General features: G+C 68.6%; 19 protein-coding genes and 4 tRNA genes. 10 read left to right on the top strand and 13 right to left on the bottom strand.

Going from position 1 to position 22,796, the window contains the following annotated elements:
* Positions 1–55: 55 nt before the first annotated feature.
* The 3 genes from ACWF99_RS15195 (at position 56) to ACWF99_RS15185 (ending at position 344) form a co-directional block, all read left to right on the top strand.
* Positions 56–128, top strand: a tRNA-Glu gene (locus tag ACWF99_RS15195).
* 38 nt (positions 129–166) lie between these two features.
* Positions 167–240, top strand: a tRNA-Asp gene (locus ACWF99_RS15190).
* A gap of 30 nt (positions 241–270) precedes the next feature.
* Positions 271–344 (top strand) — tRNA-Phe (locus tag ACWF99_RS15185).
* A gap of 62 nt (positions 345–406) precedes the next feature.
* Here the strand turns inward: ACWF99_RS15185 and ACWF99_RS15180 are convergent.
* The 7 genes from ACWF99_RS15180 to ACWF99_RS15150 all read right to left on the bottom strand — a co-directional run bounded on the left by ACWF99_RS15180 (position 407) and on the right by ACWF99_RS15150 (position 9,416).
* Complete coding sequence (locus ACWF99_RS15180) at positions 407–1,096, bottom strand: TetR/AcrR family transcriptional regulator (protein WP_378631844.1); 690 nt, start codon at positions 1,094–1,096, stop codon at positions 407–409.
* 7 nt (positions 1,097–1,103) lie between these two features.
* Positions 1,104–2,090, bottom strand: coding sequence for an NADPH:quinone oxidoreductase family protein (locus ACWF99_RS15175; protein ID WP_452536354.1), 987 nt, complete (start codon positions 2,088–2,090; stop codon positions 1,104–1,106).
* A 71-nt stretch (positions 2,091–2,161) separates the two neighbouring features.
* Positions 2,162–3,208, bottom strand: a complete 1,047-nt coding sequence (locus ACWF99_RS15170; protein WP_452536353.1) for a phosphotransferase family protein — start codon at positions 3,206–3,208, stop codon at positions 2,162–2,164.
* Positions 3,201–3,983, bottom strand: a complete 783-nt coding sequence (locus ACWF99_RS15165; RefSeq protein WP_452536351.1) for an SDR family oxidoreductase — start codon at positions 3,981–3,983, stop codon at positions 3,201–3,203. The genes ACWF99_RS15170 and ACWF99_RS15165 overlap by 8 nt, the downstream gene beginning before the upstream one ends.
* Position 3,984: 1 nt before the next feature.
* Positions 3,985–5,199: an acyl-CoA dehydrogenase family protein gene (locus ACWF99_RS15160; RefSeq protein ID WP_378631855.1), complete on the bottom strand. Its 1,215-nt coding sequence runs from the start codon at positions 5,197–5,199 to the stop codon at positions 3,985–3,987.
* A 15-nt stretch (positions 5,200–5,214) separates the two neighbouring features.
* Positions 5,215–6,036: an SDR family oxidoreductase gene (locus ACWF99_RS15155; protein WP_452536350.1), complete on the bottom strand. Its 822-nt coding sequence runs from the start codon at positions 6,034–6,036 to the stop codon at positions 5,215–5,217.
* 146 nt (positions 6,037–6,182) lie between these two features.
* On the bottom strand, positions 6,183–9,416 hold the full coding sequence (locus ACWF99_RS15150; protein WP_452536348.1) for a carboxyl transferase domain-containing protein: 3,234 nt from the start codon (positions 9,414–9,416) through the stop codon (positions 6,183–6,185).
* A gap of 333 nt (positions 9,417–9,749) precedes the next feature.
* On the opposite strand from ACWF99_RS15150, the gene ACWF99_RS15145 reads away from it, so the two are divergent.
* Positions 9,750–9,823: transfer RNA gene (locus ACWF99_RS15145), tRNA-Asp, on the top strand.
* A 62-nt stretch (positions 9,824–9,885) separates the two neighbouring features.
* Here the strand turns inward: ACWF99_RS15145 and ACWF99_RS15140 are convergent.
* Genes ACWF99_RS15140 through ACWF99_RS15130 form a run of 3 tightly spaced genes read right to left on the bottom strand, consistent with a single transcriptional unit; the run spans position 9,886 to position 12,551 of the window.
* Positions 9,886–10,914: a hypothetical protein gene (locus ACWF99_RS15140; RefSeq protein WP_378657975.1), complete on the bottom strand. Its 1,029-nt coding sequence runs from the start codon at positions 10,912–10,914 to the stop codon at positions 9,886–9,888.
* 9 nt (positions 10,915–10,923) lie between these two features.
* Entirely contained in the window at positions 10,924–12,234 is a 1,311-nt protein-coding gene (locus ACWF99_RS15135; RefSeq protein WP_452536346.1) for a hypothetical protein, read from the bottom strand.
* Positions 12,234–12,551 carry a hypothetical protein gene (locus ACWF99_RS15130; RefSeq protein ID WP_378631867.1) on the bottom strand — a complete coding sequence of 106 codons (318 nt, stop codon included), beginning with the start codon at positions 12,549–12,551 and terminating at the stop codon, positions 12,234–12,236. The genes ACWF99_RS15135 and ACWF99_RS15130 overlap by 1 nt, the downstream gene beginning before the upstream one ends.
* Before the next feature lie 212 nt (positions 12,552–12,763).
* On the opposite strand from ACWF99_RS15130, the gene ACWF99_RS15125 reads away from it, so the two are divergent.
* Positions 12,764–13,450: a GAP family protein gene (locus ACWF99_RS15125; RefSeq protein ID WP_378631870.1), complete on the top strand. Its 687-nt coding sequence runs from the start codon at positions 12,764–12,766 to the stop codon at positions 13,448–13,450.
* Between the two features lie 123 nt (positions 13,451–13,573).
* Positions 13,574–14,293 (top strand): polyprenol monophosphomannose synthase, encoded by a 720-nt coding sequence (locus ACWF99_RS15120; protein ID WP_228536832.1) that lies wholly within the window; start codon positions 13,574–13,576, stop codon positions 14,291–14,293.
* A 58-nt stretch (positions 14,294–14,351) separates the two neighbouring features.
* On the opposite strand, the gene ACWF99_RS15115 is transcribed toward ACWF99_RS15120, so the two are convergent.
* Positions 14,352–14,786, bottom strand: a complete 435-nt coding sequence (locus ACWF99_RS15115) for a DUF6069 family protein (RefSeq protein ID WP_378631873.1) — start codon at positions 14,784–14,786, stop codon at positions 14,352–14,354.
* Positions 14,787–14,938: 152 nt separating this feature from the next.
* On the opposite strand from ACWF99_RS15115, the gene ACWF99_RS15110 reads away from it, so the two are divergent.
* The 3 genes from ACWF99_RS15110 to ACWF99_RS15100 all read left to right on the top strand — a co-directional run bounded on the left by ACWF99_RS15110 (position 14,939) and on the right by ACWF99_RS15100 (position 17,339).
* Positions 14,939–15,487, top strand: a complete 549-nt coding sequence (locus ACWF99_RS15110) for a hypothetical protein (RefSeq protein ID WP_452536344.1) — start codon at positions 14,939–14,941, stop codon at positions 15,485–15,487.
* A 93-nt stretch (positions 15,488–15,580) separates the two neighbouring features.
* Complete coding sequence (locus tag ACWF99_RS15105; RefSeq protein WP_378631878.1) at positions 15,581–16,141, top strand: copper chaperone PCu(A)C; 561 nt, start codon at positions 15,581–15,583, stop codon at positions 16,139–16,141.
* Positions 16,134–17,339 carry a Dyp-type peroxidase gene (locus tag ACWF99_RS15100; protein ID WP_378657964.1) on the top strand — a complete coding sequence of 402 codons (1,206 nt, stop codon included), beginning with the start codon at positions 16,134–16,136 and terminating at the stop codon, positions 17,337–17,339. Before ACWF99_RS15105 ends, ACWF99_RS15100 begins: the two co-directional genes overlap by 8 nt.
* A 38-nt stretch (positions 17,340–17,377) precedes the next feature.
* Here ACWF99_RS15100 and ACWF99_RS15095 read toward each other — a convergent pair whose 3' ends face one another.
* Together ACWF99_RS15095 and ACWF99_RS15090 are read right to left on the bottom strand one after the other, a co-directional pair.
* Positions 17,378–18,790 (bottom strand): HAD-IB family hydrolase, encoded by a 1,413-nt coding sequence (locus ACWF99_RS15095; RefSeq protein WP_452536342.1) that lies wholly within the window; start codon positions 18,788–18,790, stop codon positions 17,378–17,380.
* Positions 18,790–21,207 carry a glycerol-3-phosphate 1-O-acyltransferase gene (locus ACWF99_RS15090; protein WP_452536341.1) on the bottom strand — a complete coding sequence of 806 codons (2,418 nt, stop codon included), beginning with the start codon at positions 21,205–21,207 and terminating at the stop codon, positions 18,790–18,792. The genes ACWF99_RS15095 and ACWF99_RS15090 overlap by 1 nt, the downstream gene beginning before the upstream one ends.
* Before the next feature lie 248 nt (positions 21,208–21,455).
* On the opposite strand from ACWF99_RS15090, the gene ACWF99_RS15085 reads away from it, so the two are divergent.
* Positions 21,456–22,757 carry a salicylate synthase gene (locus ACWF99_RS15085; protein ID WP_452536339.1) on the top strand — a complete coding sequence of 434 codons (1,302 nt, stop codon included), beginning with the start codon at positions 21,456–21,458 and terminating at the stop codon, positions 22,755–22,757.
* Positions 22,758–22,796 lie beyond the last annotated feature (39 nt).

Here is a 22,796-nt window from a genome sequence, read left to right as displayed (position 1 = left end):
GCTATGCGAGCTCCCAACGGAAACGTTGAAGCCGCCCCGGAGAGATTCGGAACGAGCCCCCTTCGTCTAGCGGCCTAGGACGCCGCCCTTTCAAGGCGGTAGCGCGGGTTCGAATCCCGTAGGGGGTACAGTCTTCGGACTGTGTCTAGCAGTACTGCAGAAGCATGGCCCTGTAGCGCAGTTGGTTAGCGCGCCGCCCTGTCACGGCGGAGGTCGCGGGTTCGAGTCCCGTCAGGGTCGCACGTAGTACCAGAGCAATCCGGTACTTCCGGCCAGGTAGCTCAGTTGGTACGAGCGACCGCCTGAAAAGCGGTAGGTCGCCGGTTCGATCCCGGCTCTGGCCACCTTCGATCCCCTCACCAGATAACTCGGTGAGGGGATTTTTTCGTTCGACCGCGCCGGTCGGTCAGTTCTTCAGCGGCATCCGCAGCGCGTTCGCCCAGAGCCGGGTCACCGTGAAGACGAGCTCCTCGATCGGGAGCGGCTTGCCGTCGAGGAGCCCGTCGCCGGTGACGAAATAGTTGAAGGCCAGCCTGCTGACCATCCCCGACAGAGCCCGTGAGGACAGCATCGGGTCCAGTTCGGGATCGGCGAGACCGCGCTGCTGGAGATCGGCGATGCTGCGGGCATTGCGGCGGATGAACGCGTCGGCCCGTTCCTGGCGGAGCTTGCTGAACTCGGGATCGATATTGGCGACCTGTTCGAGCAGTCCCATCAACTTCGCGTTGCGCTTGTAGGCCTCGAAGTACGCCAGATTGCTGGCCTCGATGATCGACACGGGATCGTCGTCACCCGTCACGTGCTCCATCCCGGGGTGCATCATGTCTTCCTGGGCGTGCTCCAGGATCGCCGCGAAGATCTCCTCTTTCCCGGCGAAATAGGTGTAGAAGGTGCCCGAGGAGCATTTGGCCTCCTGGGTGATGTCCACGAGCCGGGCATCGAGATACCCCATGCGCTCGAACACCTTCCGTCCCGCGTCGATCAGCGCTGTCCTGGTTCGCAGCCCCCGCGGCGTGGCGGGCAGCTCGCGCAGCAGCGAGGTGCGCGCCATCGAGGGTGGCGCGCTGTCGCCTGCGGTCTCCGCACGTCGTTCCATGCCCTATTTATAGCCGGGGGTGGAAGACGAGCCTGCCGACGGTGTCGCCGTCGCCGAGGCGGCCGAGGCCGTCGGGGACGTCGCCGAGCGAAAGGCGTTCGCTGATCAGTGGTCTCACCTCACCCGCCGCGGCCAGCCGCGACAGCTCGGCGTGGCAGTCGGCGATCGCCTGCTGGTTGTACTGCTTGTAGAGCCCCCAGTGCAGGCCGATGATCGAGTAGTTCTTGATCAGCGCGTGGTTGAGCGCGGGCTGGGGGATCGTGCCGCCCGCGAAGCCGATCACCAGGATGCGACCCTCGAAGGCGATGCATTTGGTGGACTTGGCGTAGGCGTCGCCGCCGACCGGGTCATAGATCACGTCGGCGCCACGGCCGCCGGTGAACTCCTTGACGATCGGCACGAAATCCTCTGTGCGCCGATCGATCACGAGGTCGGCGCCGAGGCGGCGGCAGTAGTCGGCCTTGTCCGGCCCGCCGACGACACCGATCACCCGCGCGCCCGCCGCCTTGCCCAGCTGCACGGCGGAACTGCCCACGCCACCCGCGGCGGCGTGCACCAGCAGCGTCTCGCCGGGTTGCACCCGAGTGCGCCGGTGCAGGGCGAACCAGCTCGTCTGATAACCGATGACCAGTGCGGCGGCCTCGGCGTCGTCGAGGGAGTCCGGTGCGGGAAACGCGCTGTCGGCATCGAGCACGGCCAGCTCGGCGAACGCGCCACCGGGCAGGTTCGTGGTGCCGACGATCCGGTCACCGACCGCGAAATCGGCGCCGTCGCCGACCGCCACCACCTCACCGCACAGTTCGACGCCGGGCGTGAACGGCAGCGGCGGCTCGACCTGGTACTGCCCACGACACAGCAGCACGTCGGGGAAGTTGGCCGGCGCCGCGAGGACACGCACCAGCACCTGCCCCGGTCCGGCGACCGGATCGTCGATGTCGTTGAACTGCAGCACATCCCGTGGTTCGCCGAGTTCGGTTACCTGCCATGCTTTCATCGTCGATCAGTCCTTCGGTCCGTCGGCGACGAAGACGACCTGGCCGGCGACGGTCTCGATAGCCGTGCGTGTCATGTCTGCTCCTGTCCGGATGTGTTCGTGAGGTCGAGTGCCTTGTGCACGATCGCGTCGATGCGTTCGACGGTCGGGGTGCCCGCGGCGGCCCTGTTCTGCGGCGTGTCCCGCGCTCGGCGCAGCACGCCCTCGGCGATGACGGCGAGTTTCCACAGCCCGAAGGCGTGCCAGTAGCGCAGGGCGGCCGGGTCGCGCCCGGTCAGCGCGAGGTAGGCCGCCGACATCTGCGCGCGGTTCGGGAAACCGGGCAGCGCCGACGCGGGAAAGTCGCCGCCGGTGTTCTCGCCCGGTTCGGTCCAGTAGGCGAGCAGGCTGCCCATGTCGGCCAGCGGATCGCCGAGGGTGGACAGTTCCCAGTCCAGCGCGGCCACGACTTCGCCGGTGTCGTGGCTGGTGATCACGTTGCGCAGGTGGAAGTCGCCGTGCACGAGGGTCACCTCCCGCTGCTCCGGGATGTCGGCGGTCAGCCTGCGGGTGAGCTCGTCGAGCTCCGGCAGCTCCCGGGTCTTGGATTGCTCCCATTGCCCGCCCCACCGTTTGAGCTGGCGGGCGGCGTAGGGCTTGTGACTCGCCAGATCGGCGAGGCCGACGGCGGTCAGATCGACCGCGTGGATCTTCGCCAGCGTGCGCGGCAGTGATTCGGCGATGGCCCGGCGACGCTGGGGGGTCAGCGATTCCACGATCGCCATGGTGTCGACCACCTGCCCGTCGACGAATTCCATCAGCACCATCGATACATCCGACACCGCCGGATCGTCGACGACACCGAGAATCCGCGGCACCGGGACATCGGTGGATTCGAGCGCCGCCATGATCCTGGCCTCGCGCACCACATCGTGCGCGGAGGCGAGCAGGTGCCCCAGCGGCGGCCTGCGCAGCACCCATCGGCGGTCCGCGTCGTCGCGCACCAGGTAGGTCAGGTTCGATTGGCCCAGGCCGATCCGGTCGAAACGCAGTGGCGCGGTGTGTTCGATGCCGATCGCGGCGAACCATCGTCCGATGGCGACCGGGTCGACGCCGACCACCTCGTGCGCGTCAGGCACCGACCGAGGCTCCGCTGCGGAACGGGGCGACGTCGCCGAGCCGCTGGCCGCCGTCGATCACCATGGTTTCGCCGGTGATCCAGCTCGCCGCGTCGGAGACCAGGAAGGCCACCGCGGCGGCGACGTCGTCGGGCTCGCCGATCCGGTCCAGCGCGGTCGCGGCCGCGAGCTCCTGTTCCTGCTCCTGCCACAGCGCTTCGGCCAGCTTGGTCCGCACCACGCCCGGCGCGATCGCGTTGACGCGCACCTGCGGCGAGAGTTCCATCGCCAACTGCTTGGTCAGGTGGATCAGCGCCGCCTTGGACGCGTTGTACAGCCCGATGTTCGGCTCGAGACTCAGGCCGCCGATCGAGGTGGTGTTGACCACGGCGCCGCCGTGCTCGCCCATCCACGCGCGGGTGACCAGCTGCGTCCACAGCACGGGAGCCCACAGATTCACGTCGAAGATCTTCGCGAACCGGGCGTGATCCTGGTCGATCGTCGGGCCGAACGCCGGGTTGGTGCCCGCGTTGTTGACCAGGATGTCGACGCTGCCGAACCGTTCGATGGTCAGCTCGACGCAGCGCCGCGCGGCGTCTTCGTCCACGACGTGCGCGCCGACGCCGATCGCGGTGCCGACGATCTGTGCCGCGGCCGCGTCAGCGGATTCCTGTGTGCGCGCGGTCAACACGACGTTCGCGCCCGCGGTGGCCAGCGCCTGGGCGATCGCCAGTCCGATGCCCCGTGAGGCGCCGGTGACGATGGCGGTGCGGCCGGTGAGATCCAGTCCGGTCATATCAGTTGCTCTCCTTGTACTTGCGCAGTTCCTGCCGTGCGATGGCACGCTTGTGGACTTCGTCGGGGCCGTCGGCGAGCCGGAGAGTGCGCAGGTGCGCCCACGCGGCCGCGAGCGGGAAGTCGTCGGTGACACCGCCGGCGCCGTGTACCTGAATGGCTCGGTCGACGACCTTCAGCGCGATGTTCGGCGCGGCCACCTTGATGGCGGCGATCTCGGTGCGCGCCGCCTTGTTGCCGACGGTGTCCATCAGATGCGCGGCCTTGAGCGTGAGCAGCCGGATCATCTCGATCTCGATGCGCGACTCGGCGATCCAGTCCTGGATGTTGGCGTTGTCGGCGATGGGCGTGCCGAAGGTGACCCGCGCCTGCGCGCGCTTGCACATCATCTCCAGCGCGCGTTCGGCCATCCCGATGCTGCGCATGCAGTGGTGGATGCGGCCGGGTCCGAGCCGGGCCTGGCTGATCGCGAAACCCTCGCCCTCGCCTTTGAGCACGTCGGTGGCGGGCACGCGCACGTCGGCGAAGTCGATCTCGGCGTGGCCTTCGCGTTCCTGGTAGCCGAAGACCGGCAGCCCGCGCAGGATCGTGACGCCCGGCGCGTCGATCGGGACCACCATCATGGTCTGCTGACGGTGCGGCGCCGCGGTGGGATCGGTCTTGCCCATCACGATCATCACTCGACAGTTCTTGTGCAAGGCGTTGGTGGCGAACCACTTTCGGCCGTTGAGCAGGTAGTCGTCGCCGTCGCGCACCATCGACAGTTCGATATTGGTGGCGTCGGAGCTGGCCACCCGCGGTTCGGTCATCGCGAACGCCGACGCCATGGTGCCGTCGAGCAGCGGCTTCAGGTACTTCTCTTTGTGCTCCTCGGTGCCGAACAGCTCGAGCACTTCCATGTTGCCGGTGTCGGGGGCGTTGCAGTTGCAGGCCTCGGCGGCGAGGTGGCTGCGGCCCATGATCTCGGCCAGCGGCGCGTACTCGAGGTTGGTGAGGCCGGGGCCGCGCCCGGGGTGTGGGTGGAAGAGGTTCCACAGGCCGCGCCGCTTGGCCTCGGCTTTGAGCTCTTCGAGGACGGGCGGCTGGAAATGGGGGTCGCCGGATTCGCGCATCTGCGTCTCGTAGACGGCCTCAGCCGGGTAGACGTGCGCGTCCATGAAGTCGAGCAGGTCTTCGGAATACTTCTTCGCGCGATCGCTCAGATCGAACAGTGACATGGCTTTGTCTCTCGCTCAGTGGGTTTCGGCCAGCAGCGACGACTGGTAGCGACGCATGCCGCGTAGCCAGCGGTCGTAGTCGGCGCCTTTGTGGCGGTACATGTCCAGCACCTGTGGATGGGGCAGGATCAGGAATTCCTCGGCGGCGACGGCCGTGAGCACAATGTCGGCCACGTCGGCGGGTTCGAGGACATCGCCCGCCGAGACGACGGCGCGGGTCGCCGTGGCGCCGAGCTCCTCGCCCGAATTCTGGCCCGCGTACAGCAGTTTCGTGTTGACGCCCATCGGGCACAGGCAACTGACGCGCACGCCCTGGTCGCCGTAGGTGACACTGAGCCACTCGGCGAACCCGACCGCGGCGTGCTTGCTCACCGAGTAGGTGGCCGAACCGATCTGGGTGAGCAGTCCCGCCGCCGACGCGGTGCTGACGAAATAGCCCGCACCGCGTTCGACCCACTCGGGCACCAGCAGCCGCGCGGCACGGATGTGGGCGCGCAGGTTCACGTCCAGCGAGCGGTCCCACTCGTCGTCGGTGACGTCGAGTCCGGCGGCGCCGACGATGCCCGCGTTGGCGAAGTACAGATCGACGGGCCCGAAGTGCTGCTGCGCCACCGCGATCAGACCGCGGATCTCCTCGGTGACAGCGGCGTCGGCGCCGACGCCGACGGTAGTGCCGGGGTGATCGGCGTTGATCCGCTCCGCCACCGCCAGCGCGGCGGGCTCGTCGAGGTCGGCCACCACTACCTTCGCGCCCGCCGCGGCCAGTGCGGCGGCCAGCGCGGCGCCGATGCCCGCGCCGCCACCGGTCACGATGGCCACTTTGTCGGTAACTCTCATGAGAATCCTTCCGTTCGATCAGTGGCTGCTCGGTGAATCCGCAGTCCTGAATCTATTGAAAGTTGACGTCAACTTCAAGTCTGAGCGCATGCTCGGTGTGACCGGCTGGAAATATGCCGTAAATCACACAGAGAGCGAAGGGGGTATCAAGTGGCCGAGCTGTCCCACGACCCTCCGCGCGCCCGGCCGTCGACGAGGGTGGCGATCCAGGTGCGGGTGTCGGCGGGGTCGATCACATCGTCGAGTTCGAAACCCGTGGCAGCGGTGAGCGCCTTGCCCTGCTGGTAGGCCATGGCGAGCAATTGCTGGAACAGCGTCTCGCGCTCGTCCGGATCCGTAACGGCGGCGAGCTCTTTGCTGAAGCCGAGCCGAACGGCGCCCTCCAGCCCCATGGGCCCGATCTCGCCGGTGGGCCAGGCGACGGTGAACCGCGGCGCGTGGAAGTGGCCCGCCGCCATCGCCATCGCGCCGAGTCCGTAGCCCTTGCGCAGGATGATGGTGCCGAACGGCACGCTCAGTTGCGCGCCGAGCACGAACAACTTGCTGAACCGGCGCACCGTCGCGGTCTTCTCCGCCTCCGGTCCGACCATGAAACCCGGTGTGTCACAAAGGGAGACAACCGGCAGCCCGAACGATTGGCACAGCGTGAGGAACTCGCCCATCTTGTCGGCGGCCTCGGCATCGATCGCACCGCCCAGGTGGTGGCTGCTGTTGGCGATCAAGCCGAACGGTTCGCCGTGTACCCGCACCAGCGCGGTGACGACGCCGACCCCGTAGTCCGGCCGCAGCTCCAGCGCCGAGCCCACGTCGACGATCGCGTCGATGGCGCGGTGGATGTCGTAGGCGCGCAACCGGTTCTCCGGCACCACGTGCCGGGCCAGCCGTGGATCCGGTGCCTGGACATCGTCGACCCTGCCCTGGAAGTAGCCCAGGTACTGCTTGGCCAGTGCCACCGCGTGCGCCTCGTCGCGGGCGACCAGGTCGACGACACCGTTGCGTCGCTGCACCTCGACCGGGCCGATGTCCTCCGGGCGGCAGGCGCCGAGCCCGCCGCCCTCGATCATCGCCGGTCCGCCCATGCCGATATTGGCGTCCGGCGTCGCGATGATCACGTCGCAGACACCGGCCAGGGCGGCGTTGCCCGCGAAGCAGCGGCCGGACACGATCGTCACCAGCGGCACCTTGCCGCGTAGCGCGCCGAGCGCGCGGAAGGTCGTCACGTCCAGGCCCATGCCGGTCCCGTCGGTGTCACCCGGCCTGCCGCCGCCGCCCTCGGCGAACAGCACCACCGGAATCCGCTTGCGTTCGGCGAGTTCGAAGGCGCGGTCGGTCTTGGCGTGGTTGTTCTTGCCCTGGGTGCCGGCGAGCACGGTGTAGTCGTAGGAGACCACCACTGCCTCGGCGTTGCCGAAGCGGTCGGCGCCGATGGTCGCCAAGCCGGTGACCAGGCCGTCGGCGGGGGTGTTGGCGATCAGGTCCGCTTCGGCGCGTCTGCTGCGTTGCGCGGCGAACGCGAGCGCGCCGTATTCGACGAAGCTGCCCTCGTCGACCAGGTCGGCGATGTTCTCCCTGGCCGTGCGGCGACCGAGCCGGTGCCGTTTGTCCACGGCCGCCGGGCGGGACTCGTCCAGCGTCACGAGGTGCCTGGCGCGGATTTCGTCGACATCGGCGCGAACGCGGTCGGGATCCAGCTCGGTGTGCGCGCCGCCGGATTCGTCCGCGCCGGTGCGGGTGATGATGACCAGCGGATCGCCCGGCGCGACGACCTGGCCGGGGCGGACCAGCACCCGGACGGCTCTGGCGGCATCGGGTGAGGCGGCCACGTGCTGCATCTTCATGGCCTCGAGCACGGCGAGCTGACCGCCCGCGCCGACGTCGGCACCCTCCTCGGTTACCTCGACCACCGTGCCCGCGAGCTGAGCGCGCACGGCCTCCTGCCCTGGATACAGCTCGATCGCGGTGATCGCGACCTCGGGCTGATCGGTCTGCGCCGCTGCCGCCAGTTCGGTCAGCCGCTCGGTGAGGAAGCCGGTGGTGGCGAGTCCTGACTGGAAGGTGCTGTCGGCGAGGATCTCGCGCAGGAACGAGATGTTCGTACCGATGCCGGTCACGGTGAACTCGGCGAGTGCCGTCGCGGCCTTGCGGGCGGCGGCGGGGAAGGACTGTCCGCGGGTGCGGGTGATCACCTTGGCCAGGAGCGAGTCGTAGCGCGGGCTCGGGGTCAGCCCGGAGCGGCCGAAGGTGTCGACCCGCACGCCGGGGCCGGTCGGCGGTGCGAAGGTGGTCAGGGTGCCCGCGGTCGGCACCGTCGAACCGTCGGCCGTCATCGTTTCCATGTTGACCCTGGCCTGGATCGCGATGCCGTCGGCGGCGGACGGCTCGCCGGTGGAGCCTGTTCCGGTGGAGACGATTCCGCTCGGCAACCCCAGTTCGCCGAAGGGCGTGCCCTGGGCGATCGCGAGCTGCACGGCGACCAGATCCACGCCGGTGACCTCCTCGGTCACGGTGTGCTCCACCTGGATTCGCGGATTCACCTCGAGGAACACGAATTCGCTGTCGGAGACCAGGAATTCGACGGTGGCCAGCCCGCGATAGTCGACGTGGGCGCACAGCCGGGCCGCCGCCGCGTGGAGTTCTCGGCGCTGGGTGTCCGAAAGTCCCTGCGCGGGCGCGATTTCGAGCAGCTTCTGATGCCTGCGCTGCACACTGCAATCGCGATCGCCCAGTGCCAGCGCTGTGCCGCCGGTGGCGACGATCTGGACTTCGATGTGCCGGGCGTTCTCGAACAGCGTCTCGGCGAAGACCGCCGGATTGCCGAAACCGAGCCGCGCTTCCGCGGCGCACTGCCGGTACGCGTCGTCGATCTCCTGCGCGCTCCGCACCACCCGCATGCCGCGGCCGCCGCCACCGGCCAGCGCCTTGATCATGATCGCGCCGGGACGCGTGCCGAAGAACGCGTGAACCTGCTCGACGGTGGTCGGTCCCTCGGTCGCCGGCAAGACGGGGACGCCGGCGGCCACGGCGGTCGCGCGGGCCGAGGACTTGTCGCCGAACAGGTCGAGCACCGAGGGATCGGGGCCGACGAACGTGACGCCGTCGGCCGCGCACGCACGGGCGAACTCGGCGTTCTCGCTGAGGAATCCATAGCCGGGATGCAGGTAGTCGGCGCCGGATTCCTTGGCGGCGGCCAGGATCGCGGAGTGGTCGAGGTAGGACGTCGCGCCGGTGCCCGTCAACCGGATCGCCTCGCCCGCCGCGTGCACATCGGGATTGTCGGCGTCGTCCTCGGCGTACACCGCCACGGTGTCGATACCGAGCTCGGCGGCGGTGCGCAGGACGCGCAGGGCGATCTCGCCGCGGTTGGCGATGAGCAGCTTCACTGGATGTCCTCGGATTCGGTGGCGGTGCGGGTCGGGCCGGGGAAGCCGATCAGTCGTTCGGCGATGGCGATGTGGTCGGTGATGGACCACTCGCGCCGATCGCGGGATCGCTCCCCGCCCGGTGCTCGATCAGCGCCACCAGCGCGCCATCGGCGAACACGGACCCGCGCTGCCCTTGCGCGCCGACCCGCCCCGCTCCCGCGCCTCGCTTGTGGTCACCGTCACAAGTTTTATTGACGTTGACGTCAGTGTCAACACGCGATTCTCCGCCTGACCTGTTCGGTTACCGAAACCGATGCCCACCGGGTAATATCCCCCGACGTAACGATGCAAGGCCCTGTAGCGCAGTTGGTTAGCGCGCCGCCCTGTCACGGCGGAGGTCGCGGGTTCGAGTCCCGTCAGGGTCGCAACACGGCAAAGTCCCCCACACCGATCCCGGTGCGGGGGACTTTCGCGTTCGAGGACGTGGTCAGATGCGGTGGTCGATGCTGGTGATGCGGTGGCGGCCGGGAGCTACCTCGGTGGTGCGCATGACCTGGTCGATCTTCTCGGTGGTGGCGTCGCCCGGCCATTTCTGGTGGATGGTGACGTTCCAGAGGGTGGGGTCCGCGGCGTCGGCTTTGGTGATGTGGACGCAGTATTTGACGTCGAGGGGCAGCGAGCCGATGCCTTCGGCCAAGGCCGAGGCATTGCCCACATGCGCGTTGTCGGTGACGAACGAACGGGCCTTGGCGGCGTCGCGGTCGACGTAGTAGCTGTATTCGAAGCCGAGGATGGCGCCCTCGGGACTGGCGGTGTCGCCGCGCTCGGCGCTGATGGTGATCGAGGGAGTGCGGAAGGACTCGCAGCCGGACAGAGCGTGGGCGGGGAGCGGGGGAACCACGGTGGACGTGGTCGCCCGCGAGCCAGGGACGGCGGCCTGGGTGGTGGTGCTCGTCTTGTCGGCGGGGCCGAGAAAGATGGTGGCGGCCACGCCGAGCACGACGACGAAGGCGAGCGCGCCGACCACACCCTTGATCGCAGCGGCGGCCTTCGCCCGGCCGCCGCTGTCGTCGTAGCGTTCGTCGTCGAAGTTCTTGCGGGGCCGCCGTGCGATCTGGCCGCCGCCGCCGAAGTCCTTGAGTCGCGGCAATACCGGCATCTCTACGTGGTCGCCGCTCTGTTCGGTGGCGGTGGCGGTGGCCCAGTCGTTCCAGTCGACATCGTCGCCGCGCTGTGTCTCGACCGGCGCGTCGCCGTCGTTCCAGTCGTTCCAGTCGCCGGTGAACCCGTCGTCGTCGGCGGGGTTTCGATATACCGGCTGGACGGGTGCGGGCTCGAACGGGTCGTTGCTGTCGAACGGTTCCGGGTCGGGTGGCGGCCAGGTCTCGGGGTTCGTGCCGATCGTCTGCGGCTCGGCCTCTCGTCGCCGCCTGCGGCGCCGTTTGCCCTGCGGGCGACGGCGACCGGGCGGCGTGGCATCCGGCGACGTGAAGTAGGCACCGAACGGATTCTCCATCCGGGGGTCCTACGCCGGCGCCGGGACGACTCCCGGTTGACCGTGTTTAGGTGCGGCGGAGGGCTTCTCGGTCTCCTGATCCTGCTGCGGACGGCTGCTGGGCGGAACCACCCCGCCCTGCATCGGCTGCTGGGCCGGCGCCGGTGTGCTCGGAGCCTGTTGGGGCTGTTCGGTTTTCGGCGTCTGGTTGGACTGGAACGGCGCGGACGGCGCGGGGGTATCCGGCTTCGCCGACGCGCCACTGTCGCTGTTCGCCCCGGTGCCGGTGTTGGCGCCACCGCCGGAGCTGGTACCGCCGCCGGTGCTGGCGCCGCCACCCAATCCGCCGAACAAGGTGTTCGTGCCGGTGCCGCCGCCGTTGGTCGACGGCGCGGCGGGTGTGGTGCCCGCGGGGGAGGTGGAGGTGGTGCCCTCGGTACCGGTGACATTCGCGGCGAGAGTGTCGATTCCGGTCGTCGCCAACTCGGAGCCCTTGTCGATCCCGTGCATCGCGACTTCGGCGATCTTGTCGATCAGATGCGTTCCGAAGGTGACACCGGCGTCGATCGCCGCGGTTCCCAAGGACACCCCACCGTCGATCAGGGCCTCTTGCAACGCGATCTGCGCCGCTGTCGCCGGATCGATGTTGTCGTCCTCGTCATCCCACGAGGAGTCGTCCCACGACGACGTATCGGATCCGCCGGTGCCGAGTACATAGACCCCGGGCGCCACCTCCGTCGCGCCGGTGGGCACGGTTACCCCGTTGGTCCCGCCGAGATCGCTGGTGAGCCCCTTGGTGTCCCGGGTGTACTGATCCATCTCGGTGCTGGCATTGCCCACCACCCCGACCGCTTCCGAAATGGCCTCCTCGGCCAGCTCGACGATGGCGTCCAGGTTGTTCTCGTTCACCGCGGGCGCGGCCTTCTTCGCCTTGGCCCGGAAGTCGGCGATGATCGCGTCGACCTTGGCGGCCGCGGTCGACTGTGTCGAATACGCCTGCCCGAGCAGCGAGCTCAAACTGGTCCCACGATCGGCCGCGGCCGAGACCTCGGTCGCGGTCTGCCGCAGCGCGGGCGTGGCCGGCGCCGCGGTCTCGGTCGACTCGAGCGCGTACAGCCCGAGCCGATGCGGGTCTTCGGTAGCCGTGGTCGCGGCGGACGCCGACGTCAGCGCGGCGACGACGGACGCGTCGGGATCGGCGGAAGTGTTGCTGCCCAGCGATCTCCGCAACTCGAGCAACGGCACTTCGAGCAGCGCGATCACCGGCTCGATCTTCGCCTCGGCCTCGGCGGGGGTGATCGTGCTGACCGTGGTCTCGGTGACCAGCGATTTGGAACGCATCACGCCACCTCTCCCTCGGCTGCCCGCAGATCGCCCGCCAGCCCGGAATCGATCCCGGTCACGCTGGCGCCGAAGCGATTCAAGATGTCCTGATAGGCGGTGACCAGGTTGCCCGCCGTGCTCAGTGTCGACGCGTGGTCGCCCGCGGCCTGTGTCCAGGCGGCGGCGAATTCACGCCCGAGCACGCCGAGCCCGGACAGGTCGACCCCGGCCGCGGTCGTCGTATCTGTGGCCGCTGTGCCAAGAAGTTCGGAAACCCGAGCTGCCGCACGCTGATAAGCGTCGAGCGCTGACGGGTCGAATGACATTTCTGCCACGATGTCTGCCCCTTCACGATCGCGGATCCCGGCACAGCCGGTGCTGAAAAGCGTAACCACCCAGCGCCGTTTGCGGGGGAGTCCAGTCCAGATGGCAGGATCGATCTCGAGACCGCGCAGGTCAAGGACTTTCCACACGATGTCCGGGTGGTGCTGGTGTGACTGACGGGTCGGCGATCGAAATATGACCGGCGAGTAGGGTCAGCCACGTCATGGATGGGTATCGACTGTTGGCCCTGCTCGGGTTCGCTCTGCTCGACGCGCTCGACGTGCTGCTGGTGGCGATCACCACGGCCGTGGTCGCCGACGCCAGGCTGACCCGGCGCTCGCCGATGACAGGTGTGCTCAGCTTCCTCGGCGGTGTTTTCGCGATCTCCGTGGTCTTCGGCGTGTGCACCGTACTCGGCATCGACTTCCTGGTCCGGCTCCTCGACTTCGAGCTGACCCCCACCCTGCGGTACTGGGGTGAGCTGGTGATCGGCCTGGTGCTGATCGCGGTCGCCGCGCTGCCGGTGGACACCACCGTGTCCACCGGTGGTCGCTGGGTCGAGCCGGTGCGCAAACACCCGTGGCTGATGGGCGTGATCGGCTTCACGCTGGGTCTGGCGAAGGTGCCGACCTCGGTGCCCTACCTCGCGGCCCTGGCACTGCTGTCCGCACAGCGCCCGCTGCCGGTGGTGTGGCCGGTGATCGTGGCCGGTTACTGCGCGATCGCCCTGATCCTGCCGCTGGTCGTGCTCGCTGTCGCCATGCGGCGGACACCGCGCGCGCGGCGGGTATACCGCCTGCTCGTGCGGGGCATCACCCGCTTCGGGCCGCCGGTCATCCGGGTGCTTTTCGTCGTGTTCGGCCTCGGATTGATCATCGACGCGCTGGTCCACGCGGGTCGGCTGTGGTGAGCGCCCGCACGGCCACTCAGGAAAGCGTCAGGACCATCGAGTACCGTCATAACGAATCGATGACATGCCCCGTGCCCGCATCCTGGGCCGCGGGGCTATCCAGGTGAGCAGGGAGGGCGACCCTTGAGGGTTACCGTTGTTGTGCCGACCTACAACGAGCGGGAAAATCTGCCGGTGGCGGTGGAGCGGCTGACGGCTCTGCCGGTGTCCGATCTGCACGTGCTGGTCGTAGATGACAATTCACCCGACGGCACGGGTGATGTCGCCGACAAACTGGCCGCTGAGCTGCCGAATGTGGTGAGCGTGCTGCACCGCACCGAGAAGGACGGCCTCGGTCGCGCCTACATCGCGGGCATCACCGCGGCGCTCGACGAGGGTGCCGACGTGGTGATCCAGATGGACGCCGATCTGTCGCATCCCGCCGAGGTGATCCCGTCGATGCTCGAGAAGCTGAGCTCCGACGATGTCGGCGTGGCGCTGGGGTCGCGCTACGTGCCCGGTGGTTCCACCGCCGCGGAGTGGAAGTGGTACCGCAAGGCCCTGTCGGCCTGGGCCAACTTCTACGTGAACCTGATCCTGCGCCTGGGCGTGAAGGACGCGACCGCCGGTTTCAAGGCGTGGAAGGCCGACACCCTGCGTGCGATCGACGTGGCGTCGATCCGCAGCAACGGCTATTCGTTCCAGGTCGAGATGAACTACCGCGCGATCAAGAAGGGCTACACGATCGCCGAGGTGCCGATCCGCTTCGAGGAGCGCACCGTCGGCGCGTCGAAGATGAGCCTGAAGGTGCAGCTCGAATCGGCGCTCATGCCGTGGAAGCTGCTGTTCGGTCGCTCGGTCTAGAACCCGGCACGCGAAAGGCCCCGCCGTTCCTCGGCGGGGCCTTCGCTGTGTGTTCGGGTCACTTCGCGGTGATGCCGCGACGCACACCTTCCAGCGCGATCACCATGACCGGCACCAGCACCACGTGCATCACCGACAGGGCGATGGTGGAGGCGGTGTCGAAGTCGGCGGCCACGGTCAGCCCGATGGTCGCGATCGACAGCACCGATCCGACCACGGCGGCGGTCCGCAGCACGCCGGTCCACACGTAGGACAGCAGCACGGCGACGGTCAGCCCGATCAGCACCGGCACCGCCGACATCATGATCACGCCGCCGGGTGCGGCATCGGTGACCTTGCCGTCGGCGATCGTGGTGAACGTCCCGCCCGCGGCGGCGCCGACGGCCCAGACGATCAGGTTCAGCACCACGGCGGTGGCAGCGGCGCCCAGCACGGCCACGGGCCGGTTCAGTGCGGGAACGGTGTAGGTGGCGGGGGCGGTGGTGGTGGTCATGATGTTCTCCCTCATTCGGTGGTGAGACCATCATCAAACCCAAACAATGGTTAAGGTCAAGTCCTTCTTCGGAATTCGGGTGCGGCGCCGATGAGATCCCGGTCATACGCCCTGATCCCGATATCTACGACACGTAGTCGTAGCATGGCTGAGTGCGTTCACCGACGGATCACACCGCGCGCTTACGCGGCGCCGCGGTGGGTGCCGCCTCCGGTGCGGTCGCCGTACTCGCGCACGGACTCGGGGGCGCTACCGCCCTTCCCGCCGGCTCGTCGATGGTCCTGCTGTTCGCCGCCTGCGCCCTGATCGGTGTCGTGGTCTCCGCGCTGCCACGCGGGCACAGTCCGGTTTCGACCATGGTGGTGCTGGCTGTCGGCCAGTGTGCCGGGCACACCGCGATGTCGCTGGGACATGTCCAGCACCATCCCCTTTCGGCCGCGATGGTGCTCGCGCACCTGGTCGCGATCACGGTCGGCGCGATCGCGATTCGCGCCGCCGAAGTCGGCGTACGCCGGGCGATCACCAGCGTGCGTCAGCTGGTTCTCGTGGTGGCCGGGGTCGGGTGCCCTCCCGCGCGTCCGGTCCGGCTACCCGCCGCCGACGAGCGCGCGGTAGTCCGGCAACTCCTGCTGCGACCGGATATCGGGCTGCGTGGTCCGCCCCGACGGGGCGCGACCGCACTCACCCCCGTACCGGCGTAGCTCGACGCCGCTGAATCCCACCGTCCCGGTGGATGATTCGCTGTGCCTGCAGACCGGTCCGGGGCCCACCTCACCCGATGATCGGAGTTCTTCATGTCCGCGTACACGCGTACCCACCTGCGTTCACCCCGCGCTGCCCGCCGTCTCGGCGCCGCGACCGCACTGTCTGTCCTCGCCCTCTTCGCCACCGCCTGCTCGGGTTCCGAACCCGCACCCGATGCCCCCGCATCGGCGGGTGACCGGATCACGATGAGCGACCAGTGGATCAAGGCCGCCGACTCCGGCATGTCCGCCGCTTTCGGCAACCTGCGCAACACCGGGGACGCGCCGGTCACCCTGGTCGCCGCGACCAGCCCGGCCTCGGACCGGGTCGAGATCCACGAGGTCGTGCCCGACAGCACCGGGGCCAAGACCATGCGTCCCAAGGAAGGTGGCATCACCATCCCGGCGCACGGTGAAGTGACACTGAAGCCCGGCGCCGAGCATCTGATGTTCATGGATCTGAAGCAGCCATTGCGTACCGGTGCGCAAACCTCGCTCACCCTGACCTTCTCCGACGGCTCGAGCACCGTCATCAGCGCCCAGGTGCGCGATTTCGCCGGCGGCAAGGAGAATTACACGCCGGGCTCCGAGAACCCCACGCACGGTGGCTGATCCGCATGCCGGGCTCTCCCGCCGCCGGTTGCTCGGCGGGGGAGCGGCGGCAGCGGGTGTCGTCGGCGCGGCCGGAATCGGCTGGGGCGCGGCCGGTCTCCGGGATCGGGAACGAGAACCCGACGTCGGGCGCGAGGTTGTTCCGTTCTACGGCACGCACCAGGCCGGCATCGAGACGACGCCACCCGGCCACGTGGCTTTCGCCGGTTTCGACCTCGCGCCCGGGGTCGGACGCGAGGACGTCATCGGCCTGCTCCGGATCTGGACCGACGACGCAGCGCGGCTCACCCAGGGCGTTCCCGCGCTGGCCGACACCGAACCGGAACTCGCGGCCCGGCCTGCCGGGCTCACGGTCACGGTCGGTTTCGGTCCCGAGCTGTTCACCGTCACAGGTCTCACCGCACGACGACCGAGGTGGCTGCGGCAGCTGCCGCCGTTTCCCGTCGACCGGCTGGAGCCCGCCTACACCGGCGCGGACCTGGTACTCCAGGTCTGCGCTGGGGAAGCGACGACGGTCGCGCACGCGGTGCGGGTGCTGTCCAAGCATGTGAAGTCGCTGGTGACGGTGCGGTGGGTGCAGCGCGGCTTCCGGGACGCGCCACGCGGCCAGACCATGCGCAACCTCATGGGCCAGGTCGACGGCACCGTCAACATCGCCCCGCGCACGGTCGACTTCGATCGTCTGGTGTGGGACGACGGGGCGTCGACGCCGTGGCTGACGGGCGGCACCTCGCTGGTGCTGCGCCGGATCGCCATGGATCTGGACCGCTGGGACGAACTCGACGCCGACGGCCGGGAACTGACCGTCGGCAGGAAGGTCACCACCGGTGCGCCGCTCACCGGCACCGCCGAGAACGACGAACCCGATCTGGCGGCGGTAGACCGCAACGGCATCCCAGTGATCCCGCCGTCGTCGCATGTCGCCCGCGCCAGGCACACCCACGACGGTGAACGGTTCCTGCGGCGCGGTTTCAACTACGACGAGGCGCCCGCCCCGGGGCAGCTGTCGAATTCGGGACTGCTGTTCGTCGCCTATCAGCGCGACGTCGACGCCCAGTTTCTGCCTGTGCAGCAGCGGCTGGCGGAGTTCGACGCGCTGAACGAATGGACGACACCGGTGGGCTCGGCCGTCTTCGCGATCCCGCCCGGCGTCCCCGCTGCCGGGAACTACCTCGGACAGCAATTGTTCGAGAGCTGAGAGAGTCCGGCCGGGCGCACGCCACGCCCGGCCGGATCTCAGTCGGGTTCCGGCCAGTTCAGCAGGGTGGTTTCGAACAGCTGTCGCACGCCTTCCACCTCGGCGTCCATGTCGGCCGGGTCCCAGCCGGAGACGTCGATCGGCGCCAGCACCGCCACGTCGACGATGCCGGGCCGGGCGATCGGTGAATCCCGCCAGGCGATCTCGCCGGCGTTGCGAACGACCACCGGGATCACCGGCACGCCCGCCTGGATGGCGATATGGAAGGCGCCCTTCTTGAACGGACCGACGCCGGGGGTGAACGAGCGCGTTCCCTCCGGGGCGACCGCGATCGAGAGCCCGTCGCGCAGGGTCGAAACGACCGGGGCGAGTGCGGCTTTCGCGCGCTCGGTGTCGGTGCGGTCGATGAAGGTGACCCCGACGAACCGCATCAGCGGGCCGAACAGGGGATGGTTGGCGAGTTCCTTCTTGCCGATGCCGGTTACCGCACCGTCGAGCACCTTCGGGACGATGATCACGTCGAACTGGCTCTGGTGGTTGAACAGGAACACCGCGGGCCTGGGTGCGCGGGCGTTCTCGGCTCCGACCACGCGCAGCTGTACGTCGATCGCGCGCAGGGTGGCGGTGGTGGCGTCGTGCATGAGCGCGTCGGCCATCGTCTGGCGTTTGCCGGTGTAGGACTTGCGAAGTACGCCGATCAGCGCACCGCCGATGAGCCCGGCGAATCCGGCGATGGTGCGCAGGTAGTCGACGGGGCGTGGAGCCCGGCGCAGCCTGAACGTCAGGATGGGCCAGTCGTTGCCGACGGCGATCGCGGCCAGCGCCGGGTCCGGGTCGACCACGGTCGGCCGGGTGGCGAGTTCGAGCAGGGGCAGGTCGGTCACGCTGTCGGCATAGACGTAGCCGATCTCCAGGTTCGCGGCGAATTCGGCTACCGCCGTGGCTTTTCCGGCGCGCCACACCGGGGCGCCCGCCGGGCGGCCCGTGAGAACACCGTCCTGGACGGCGAGCTCCGTGCACACCACGTTGTCGATGCCGAGCCGCTCGGCCACGGGCCGGACCTGGAATCGGGTGAGCTCGCTGACCACGATCACGGTGTGCCCGGCCAATTGGTGCGCGCGGACGAGCTGCCACGCCTCGGGAAACAGCCGCCCGTAGATCTCTTTGGCGAAAGCCTTGCGGCCCAGCTGCTCGAGCTCGGATTCCGAGGCGCCCGCCCAGGTCTGTTCCACGGCGTGCAGGAAGCGTCCGTAGTCACCATCGGTGCCACCGCGCTGGATGCCGCCGAGCAGGGTGGCCAGGCGTCCGTCGCCACGACGGAACACCTTGCGTGCCAGTCCACGTCGTGGCAGGCCGTCGACGACGGTGCCCCCGAAATCGAACACCGCGGCGATCCGCGCGCCCTGCGGACCCGACCGGATCGCGGACACTGCTTCGGCGAGTGTGCTCATCAGTTCGTGTTCCTGTTCGACGGATCGAGCGAGGCCGCCCGGGCGATGCGTTCTCCGAGATCACGCAGCTGGTCGGCGAATTCCTGGCGCTTGCTGATCAATTCGGCCTCGGCCCCTGTGGCCACGGGCGCGATGAGGCCGTGGTTGTCGGCCAGTTTCCACGCACTGGTGAACAATTCCGACGACACCGATTCGGGGCTGTGCAGCCGCTGCTGCAACAGCATCTGCTTGCCGACCGCCACGCATTCGTCGATGAATTCCTTGCGATCGATCGTCGCGTCGGCAGCGCGGGCGACCAGACGCTCGGCCACCACCAGCTGTGCGTCGAAGAACGATCGCAATACCCGGTGGGCCATCACGAACCCGGATTCGGTGACAGCGCCGAGGAATTGGCGATCCAGCCGATCGTCGGGGGTGTGCTCGTCCCATTCGGGCACGATGAGGCGCACTTCCTCGATGATCTGTTCGGCGAACTCCTGCCGTTCCGGGAAGAAGAATTCGAACTTGAGCAGATCGCGCAGCGCGAAGGCCGCCTTCCATGCCGCCCGCAGCGGATCGTCACCCGGCTGTTCCACCGCGGTCAGGGCGGCCAGCTCGAGGATGGCCCGGTTGACGAACCAGTGCACCGCGCTGTTGCGGTAGAACGCCGCCTCGAGGTGTACCCCGGGTTCGATCGCGTACACCGGCTCCAACCCGCCGCGGTACACGGTGACAACACCCGCGAGCGCGAGCTGCTCGAGCACCACCCGCAGGCCCTGTTCGTCACGCAGCGTGGACAATTCGCCGCTCGGCAGCCCGCGCACGGCGATGTAGCCCAGCACCGGGTCGAGCACCGTGCGCACCTGCCCGAGGGTGAGCGCGCGTTCGTGCACGCCCAGCAGGGCCAGGGTGACCAGCGCGTTGACGGTGATCGGGGTGACCGCGTTGATGCCGACCGCGACGTCGAAAGCCAGGCGCTGCACCGCTTTGTGCTCGGCGTCGGCGACGGCTTTCTCGTCGGGAACGGTGGCGGAACCGGTCTCGGTATCGCGCAGCGGAATGGTCACCGGGCGCTGATCGAGGGGGTCGCCGTGCACGCCGAGGCGCTCGCGTGCCGAAAGAGCCTCGCCGAAGCGCACATACACCCGTCCCGCCGAGTGCTGCTGAAGCCGGACATATTTCGCGAGCCAGCCGATGCCCTCGGCCTTCTTCGTGCCGCCTGCCTGTTCGCTCGCGATCGCCCCGAGCTCGTTGAGCCGCTCGTAGGTGATCGAGACCGGCACCAGCATCACGTCGTCGACGCGCCGCGAACGGACCGCGGCGGCAAGGTAGTTGAGTAGTCCGTAACGCGGCGGGCGAAGCTTGCCCGTCCTGGTGCGCCCGCCCTCGAAGTACCACTCCATATTGAACCGCTTGGCCAGCAGGTAGGCGAAGTACTCCTCGACGACCGCCTTGTAGACCTCGTCGTCGCCGAAGCTGCGCCGGATGAACACCGTGCCTGTGCGTCGCGCGATCGGTCCCATCGGCCAGAAGTTGAGGTTCGCGCCGCCGATCACGTGGTTGGGTGGAAAGTCGTTGCGCGCCAGCACATCGCCCAGCACGAACGCGTCGACATAGGAGCGGTGCGAGGGCAGGAACACGAGCGGGTGCTTGCGGTTGAGCTTGCGCAACGCGTCGAGGCCGCGCAGATCGGTGTCGACCTTCCAGGTCGAGGCGTGTACCGGTCGCATCGCCTGGGTGAACAGGTCCGAGACCAGCCGGCTCTGCGCGGCGACCAGCTCGCGCAGCGCCTTCTCCGCGTTGCGGTACACCTGGTCGGGTTCGGAGCCGATCTCGTCGGCGATGTAGTCGAGCTTGCGCTGGAATTCGGGGGAGTCGAGGATCTCCTCGGCCACCAGCTGGGGCACCTTGTATCGATCGCCGATGACGGTGCGTTCGGCACGTTCGAGCGCGACCACGGCGGCGCGCACGACCGCGCGCGCGAACGGATCCGCCGAGCCCGCGCGCAACAGTGCCGCGGCCTCGGGATTGTTGGTGCGCAGCGCGCTGAGCCGGGCGGGTGCGCCGACCAGCACGCGGTGGCGGTCGGGTTCGGTGCGCAGCAGCCTGCGCTGGACGAGCCGGTTGGGTTTGCGCGGATTGGTGAGCATCGCCAGGTCGGCGAAGGTCACCCGGCGCACGCCGTCGCGTTCGGGCGGCAGCCACAACACCCGGACCGGCACCACCAGCGGGTCGTCGTGCCTGCCGACAAGGCGTTTGGTGATGGCCTTGGCGTCGAGGTCGAGCTGGGTCACCGGGGCCGTGGAGTCGATCTCCCTGCCGAGACCACCCTGGGCGATCCAGTCGCCGATCACTGCGCGTTCGACGCCGGAGGCCGCGTCGACCAGGGCGACCACCGAGTCTGCCTGCGGGCCGCGCCGCCCACCTTTGTCGATCATTGCTCCATTCAAGCCGCAGATCTGGTTCGGCGCACCGAACTCGGTCCACAGCGCGTTGCGCGACGCGCGGGCAGCGGGCGATGTCCGGTGCGCGCGGCAGTGCTGGTGGTTTGCCCGCTGGAGCGGAAGTGGCGAAGAATACCCAACACGGGTCTGGTCAAACGGCGAGGTAATGCTAACCTAACCAAGCAAAGTTAGGTCAGCTTTACCTTGGAGGATCGTTGTCGTCGACGGAACAACCCGTACGGGTGGAGTATGTGACCGACCCGGCGGCAGCGATGTCACGTCTGGCCGTCTCGGATCGATTCGGTGAGTACGTGATGTACGAACAGCCCGGTGTGTGGGTGTTTGCCGCCGATCCGCTCGGCAGCGTCGAGCTCGATGCCGGTGAGCTGCGCACTGTCTGGGGCGGTGAGACCACCGCACGCGCCTGGACCGGCAGCCCGGCCACCGCCATCGATACCGCGCTGGCAGGCCTGCCGCTCGACGGCCGCAACGCCTACGGCTGGATCGGCTTCGAATTCTGCGCCTACTCGCTGTCGGCGACGCACTATCTCAATCCGCTGACCTCGTTGGCGCACCTGATGATTCCGCGAATCGAGGTGCGCGTCGACGCCACCGGCGTGCGGATCAGCGGCGCCACCCCGAGCGAGGCGTGCGACATCCACGATCTGATCGCCGGCTCGCAGGGCGTGGACCTGCCGGTGCCGACGCCGGTCGACGTGCGATCCGACTCGACGAACTACGAACAGCGCGTGGCCACGGCGGTCGCCGAAATCCGTTCCGGCAGCTACCAGAAGGTGATTCTGTCGCGCAAGGTCGAGCTGCCGTTCCCGGTGGACGTGCCGGCGACCTATCGCCTCGGCCGGGCCAACAACACCCCCGCCCGCTCGTTCCTGCTGCGGCTGGGCGGGCTCGAAGCGGCCGGGTTCAGCCCCGAGCTGGTGGCCTCGGTCGACGACGATCGCATCGTCACCACCGAACCGCTGGCGGGTACACGGGCGTTCGGGCTCGGTGCCGAAGCCGATGATGCCGCCCGCGCCGACCTGCTGGCGGACCCGAAGGAGATCGTGGAGCACGCGATCTCGGTGCAGACCTCCTTCGCCGAGATCGCGGAGGTGGCCGTGCCGGGCACGTCCGCGGTCTCCGATTTCATGGCCGTGCGCGAGCGCGGCAGTGTGCAGCACCTGGCGTCCACCGTGCGTGGCACCCTGGCCGCCGACCGCACCGCGTGGGACGCGCTCGAGGTGCTGTTCCCGTCGGTGACCGCCTCCGGTATCCCCAAGCGCGCGGGCGTCGACTCGGTGTTCCGCAACGATCACGATCCGCGTGGGCTGTACTCCGGTGCGGTGGTCTGCGTTTCGCCGACCGGCGCGTTGGAGGCGACGCTGGTGCTGCGGGCGATCTACCAGACCGGTGAGGGTGCGTGGTTGCGCGCCGGCGCCGGAATCGTGGGGCAGTCGCGTCCCGAGCGTGAGTTCGAGGAGACCTGCGAGAAGCTGGGCAGCGTGGCGCCGTACGTGGTCAAGGCTCATACCGCCTCTCCGTGACTTCTGCCGGCCGTGGGGTGCGTGAGGCTTGGGCGCCGG

The organism is Nocardia sp. NPDC055002 (assembly GCF_053608825.1).
The sequence above is the reverse complement of the archived record's forward strand: the minus strand, read 5'-3'. Positions and strand labels throughout refer to the sequence as shown.

Excerpts from the sequence above, each read along its gene's own strand:
- ACWF99_RS15180 (WP_378631844.1), bottom strand. The coding sequence starts at position 1,096 with ATGGAACGACGTGCGGAGACCGCAGGCGACAGCGCGCCACCCTCGATG.
- ACWF99_RS15175 (WP_452536354.1), bottom strand. The coding sequence starts at position 2,090 with ATGAAAGCATGGCAGGTAACCGAACTCGGCGAACCACGGGATGTGCTG.
- ACWF99_RS15165 (WP_452536351.1), bottom strand. The coding sequence starts at position 3,983 with ATGACCGGACTGGATCTCACCGGCCGCACCGCCATCGTCACCGGCGCC.
- ACWF99_RS15160 (WP_378631855.1), bottom strand. The coding sequence starts at position 5,199 with ATGTCACTGTTCGATCTGAGCGATCGCGCGAAGAAGTATTCCGAAGAC.
- ACWF99_RS15155 (WP_452536350.1), bottom strand. The coding sequence starts at position 6,036 with ATGAGAGTTACCGACAAAGTGGCCATCGTGACCGGTGGCGGCGCGGGC.
- ACWF99_RS15140 (WP_378657975.1), bottom strand. The coding sequence starts at position 10,914 with ATGGAGAATCCGTTCGGTGCCTACTTCACGTCGCCGGATGCCACGCCG.
- ACWF99_RS15135 (WP_452536346.1), bottom strand. The coding sequence starts at position 12,234 with ATGCGTTCCAAATCGCTGGTCACCGAGACCACGGTCAGCACGATCACC.
- ACWF99_RS15125 (WP_378631870.1), top strand. The coding sequence starts at position 12,764 with ATGGATGGGTATCGACTGTTGGCCCTGCTCGGGTTCGCTCTGCTCGAC.
- ACWF99_RS15115 (WP_378631873.1), bottom strand. The coding sequence starts at position 14,786 with ATGACCACCACCACCGCCCCCGCCACCTACACCGTTCCCGCACTGAAC.
- ACWF99_RS15105 (WP_378631878.1), top strand. The coding sequence starts at position 15,581 with ATGTCCGCGTACACGCGTACCCACCTGCGTTCACCCCGCGCTGCCCGC.
- ACWF99_RS15095 (WP_452536342.1), bottom strand. The coding sequence starts at position 18,790 with ATGAGCACACTCGCCGAAGCAGTGTCCGCGATCCGGTCGGGTCCGCAG.
- ACWF99_RS15090 (WP_452536341.1), bottom strand. The coding sequence starts at position 21,207 with ATGATCGACAAAGGTGGGCGGCGCGGCCCGCAGGCAGACTCGGTGGTC.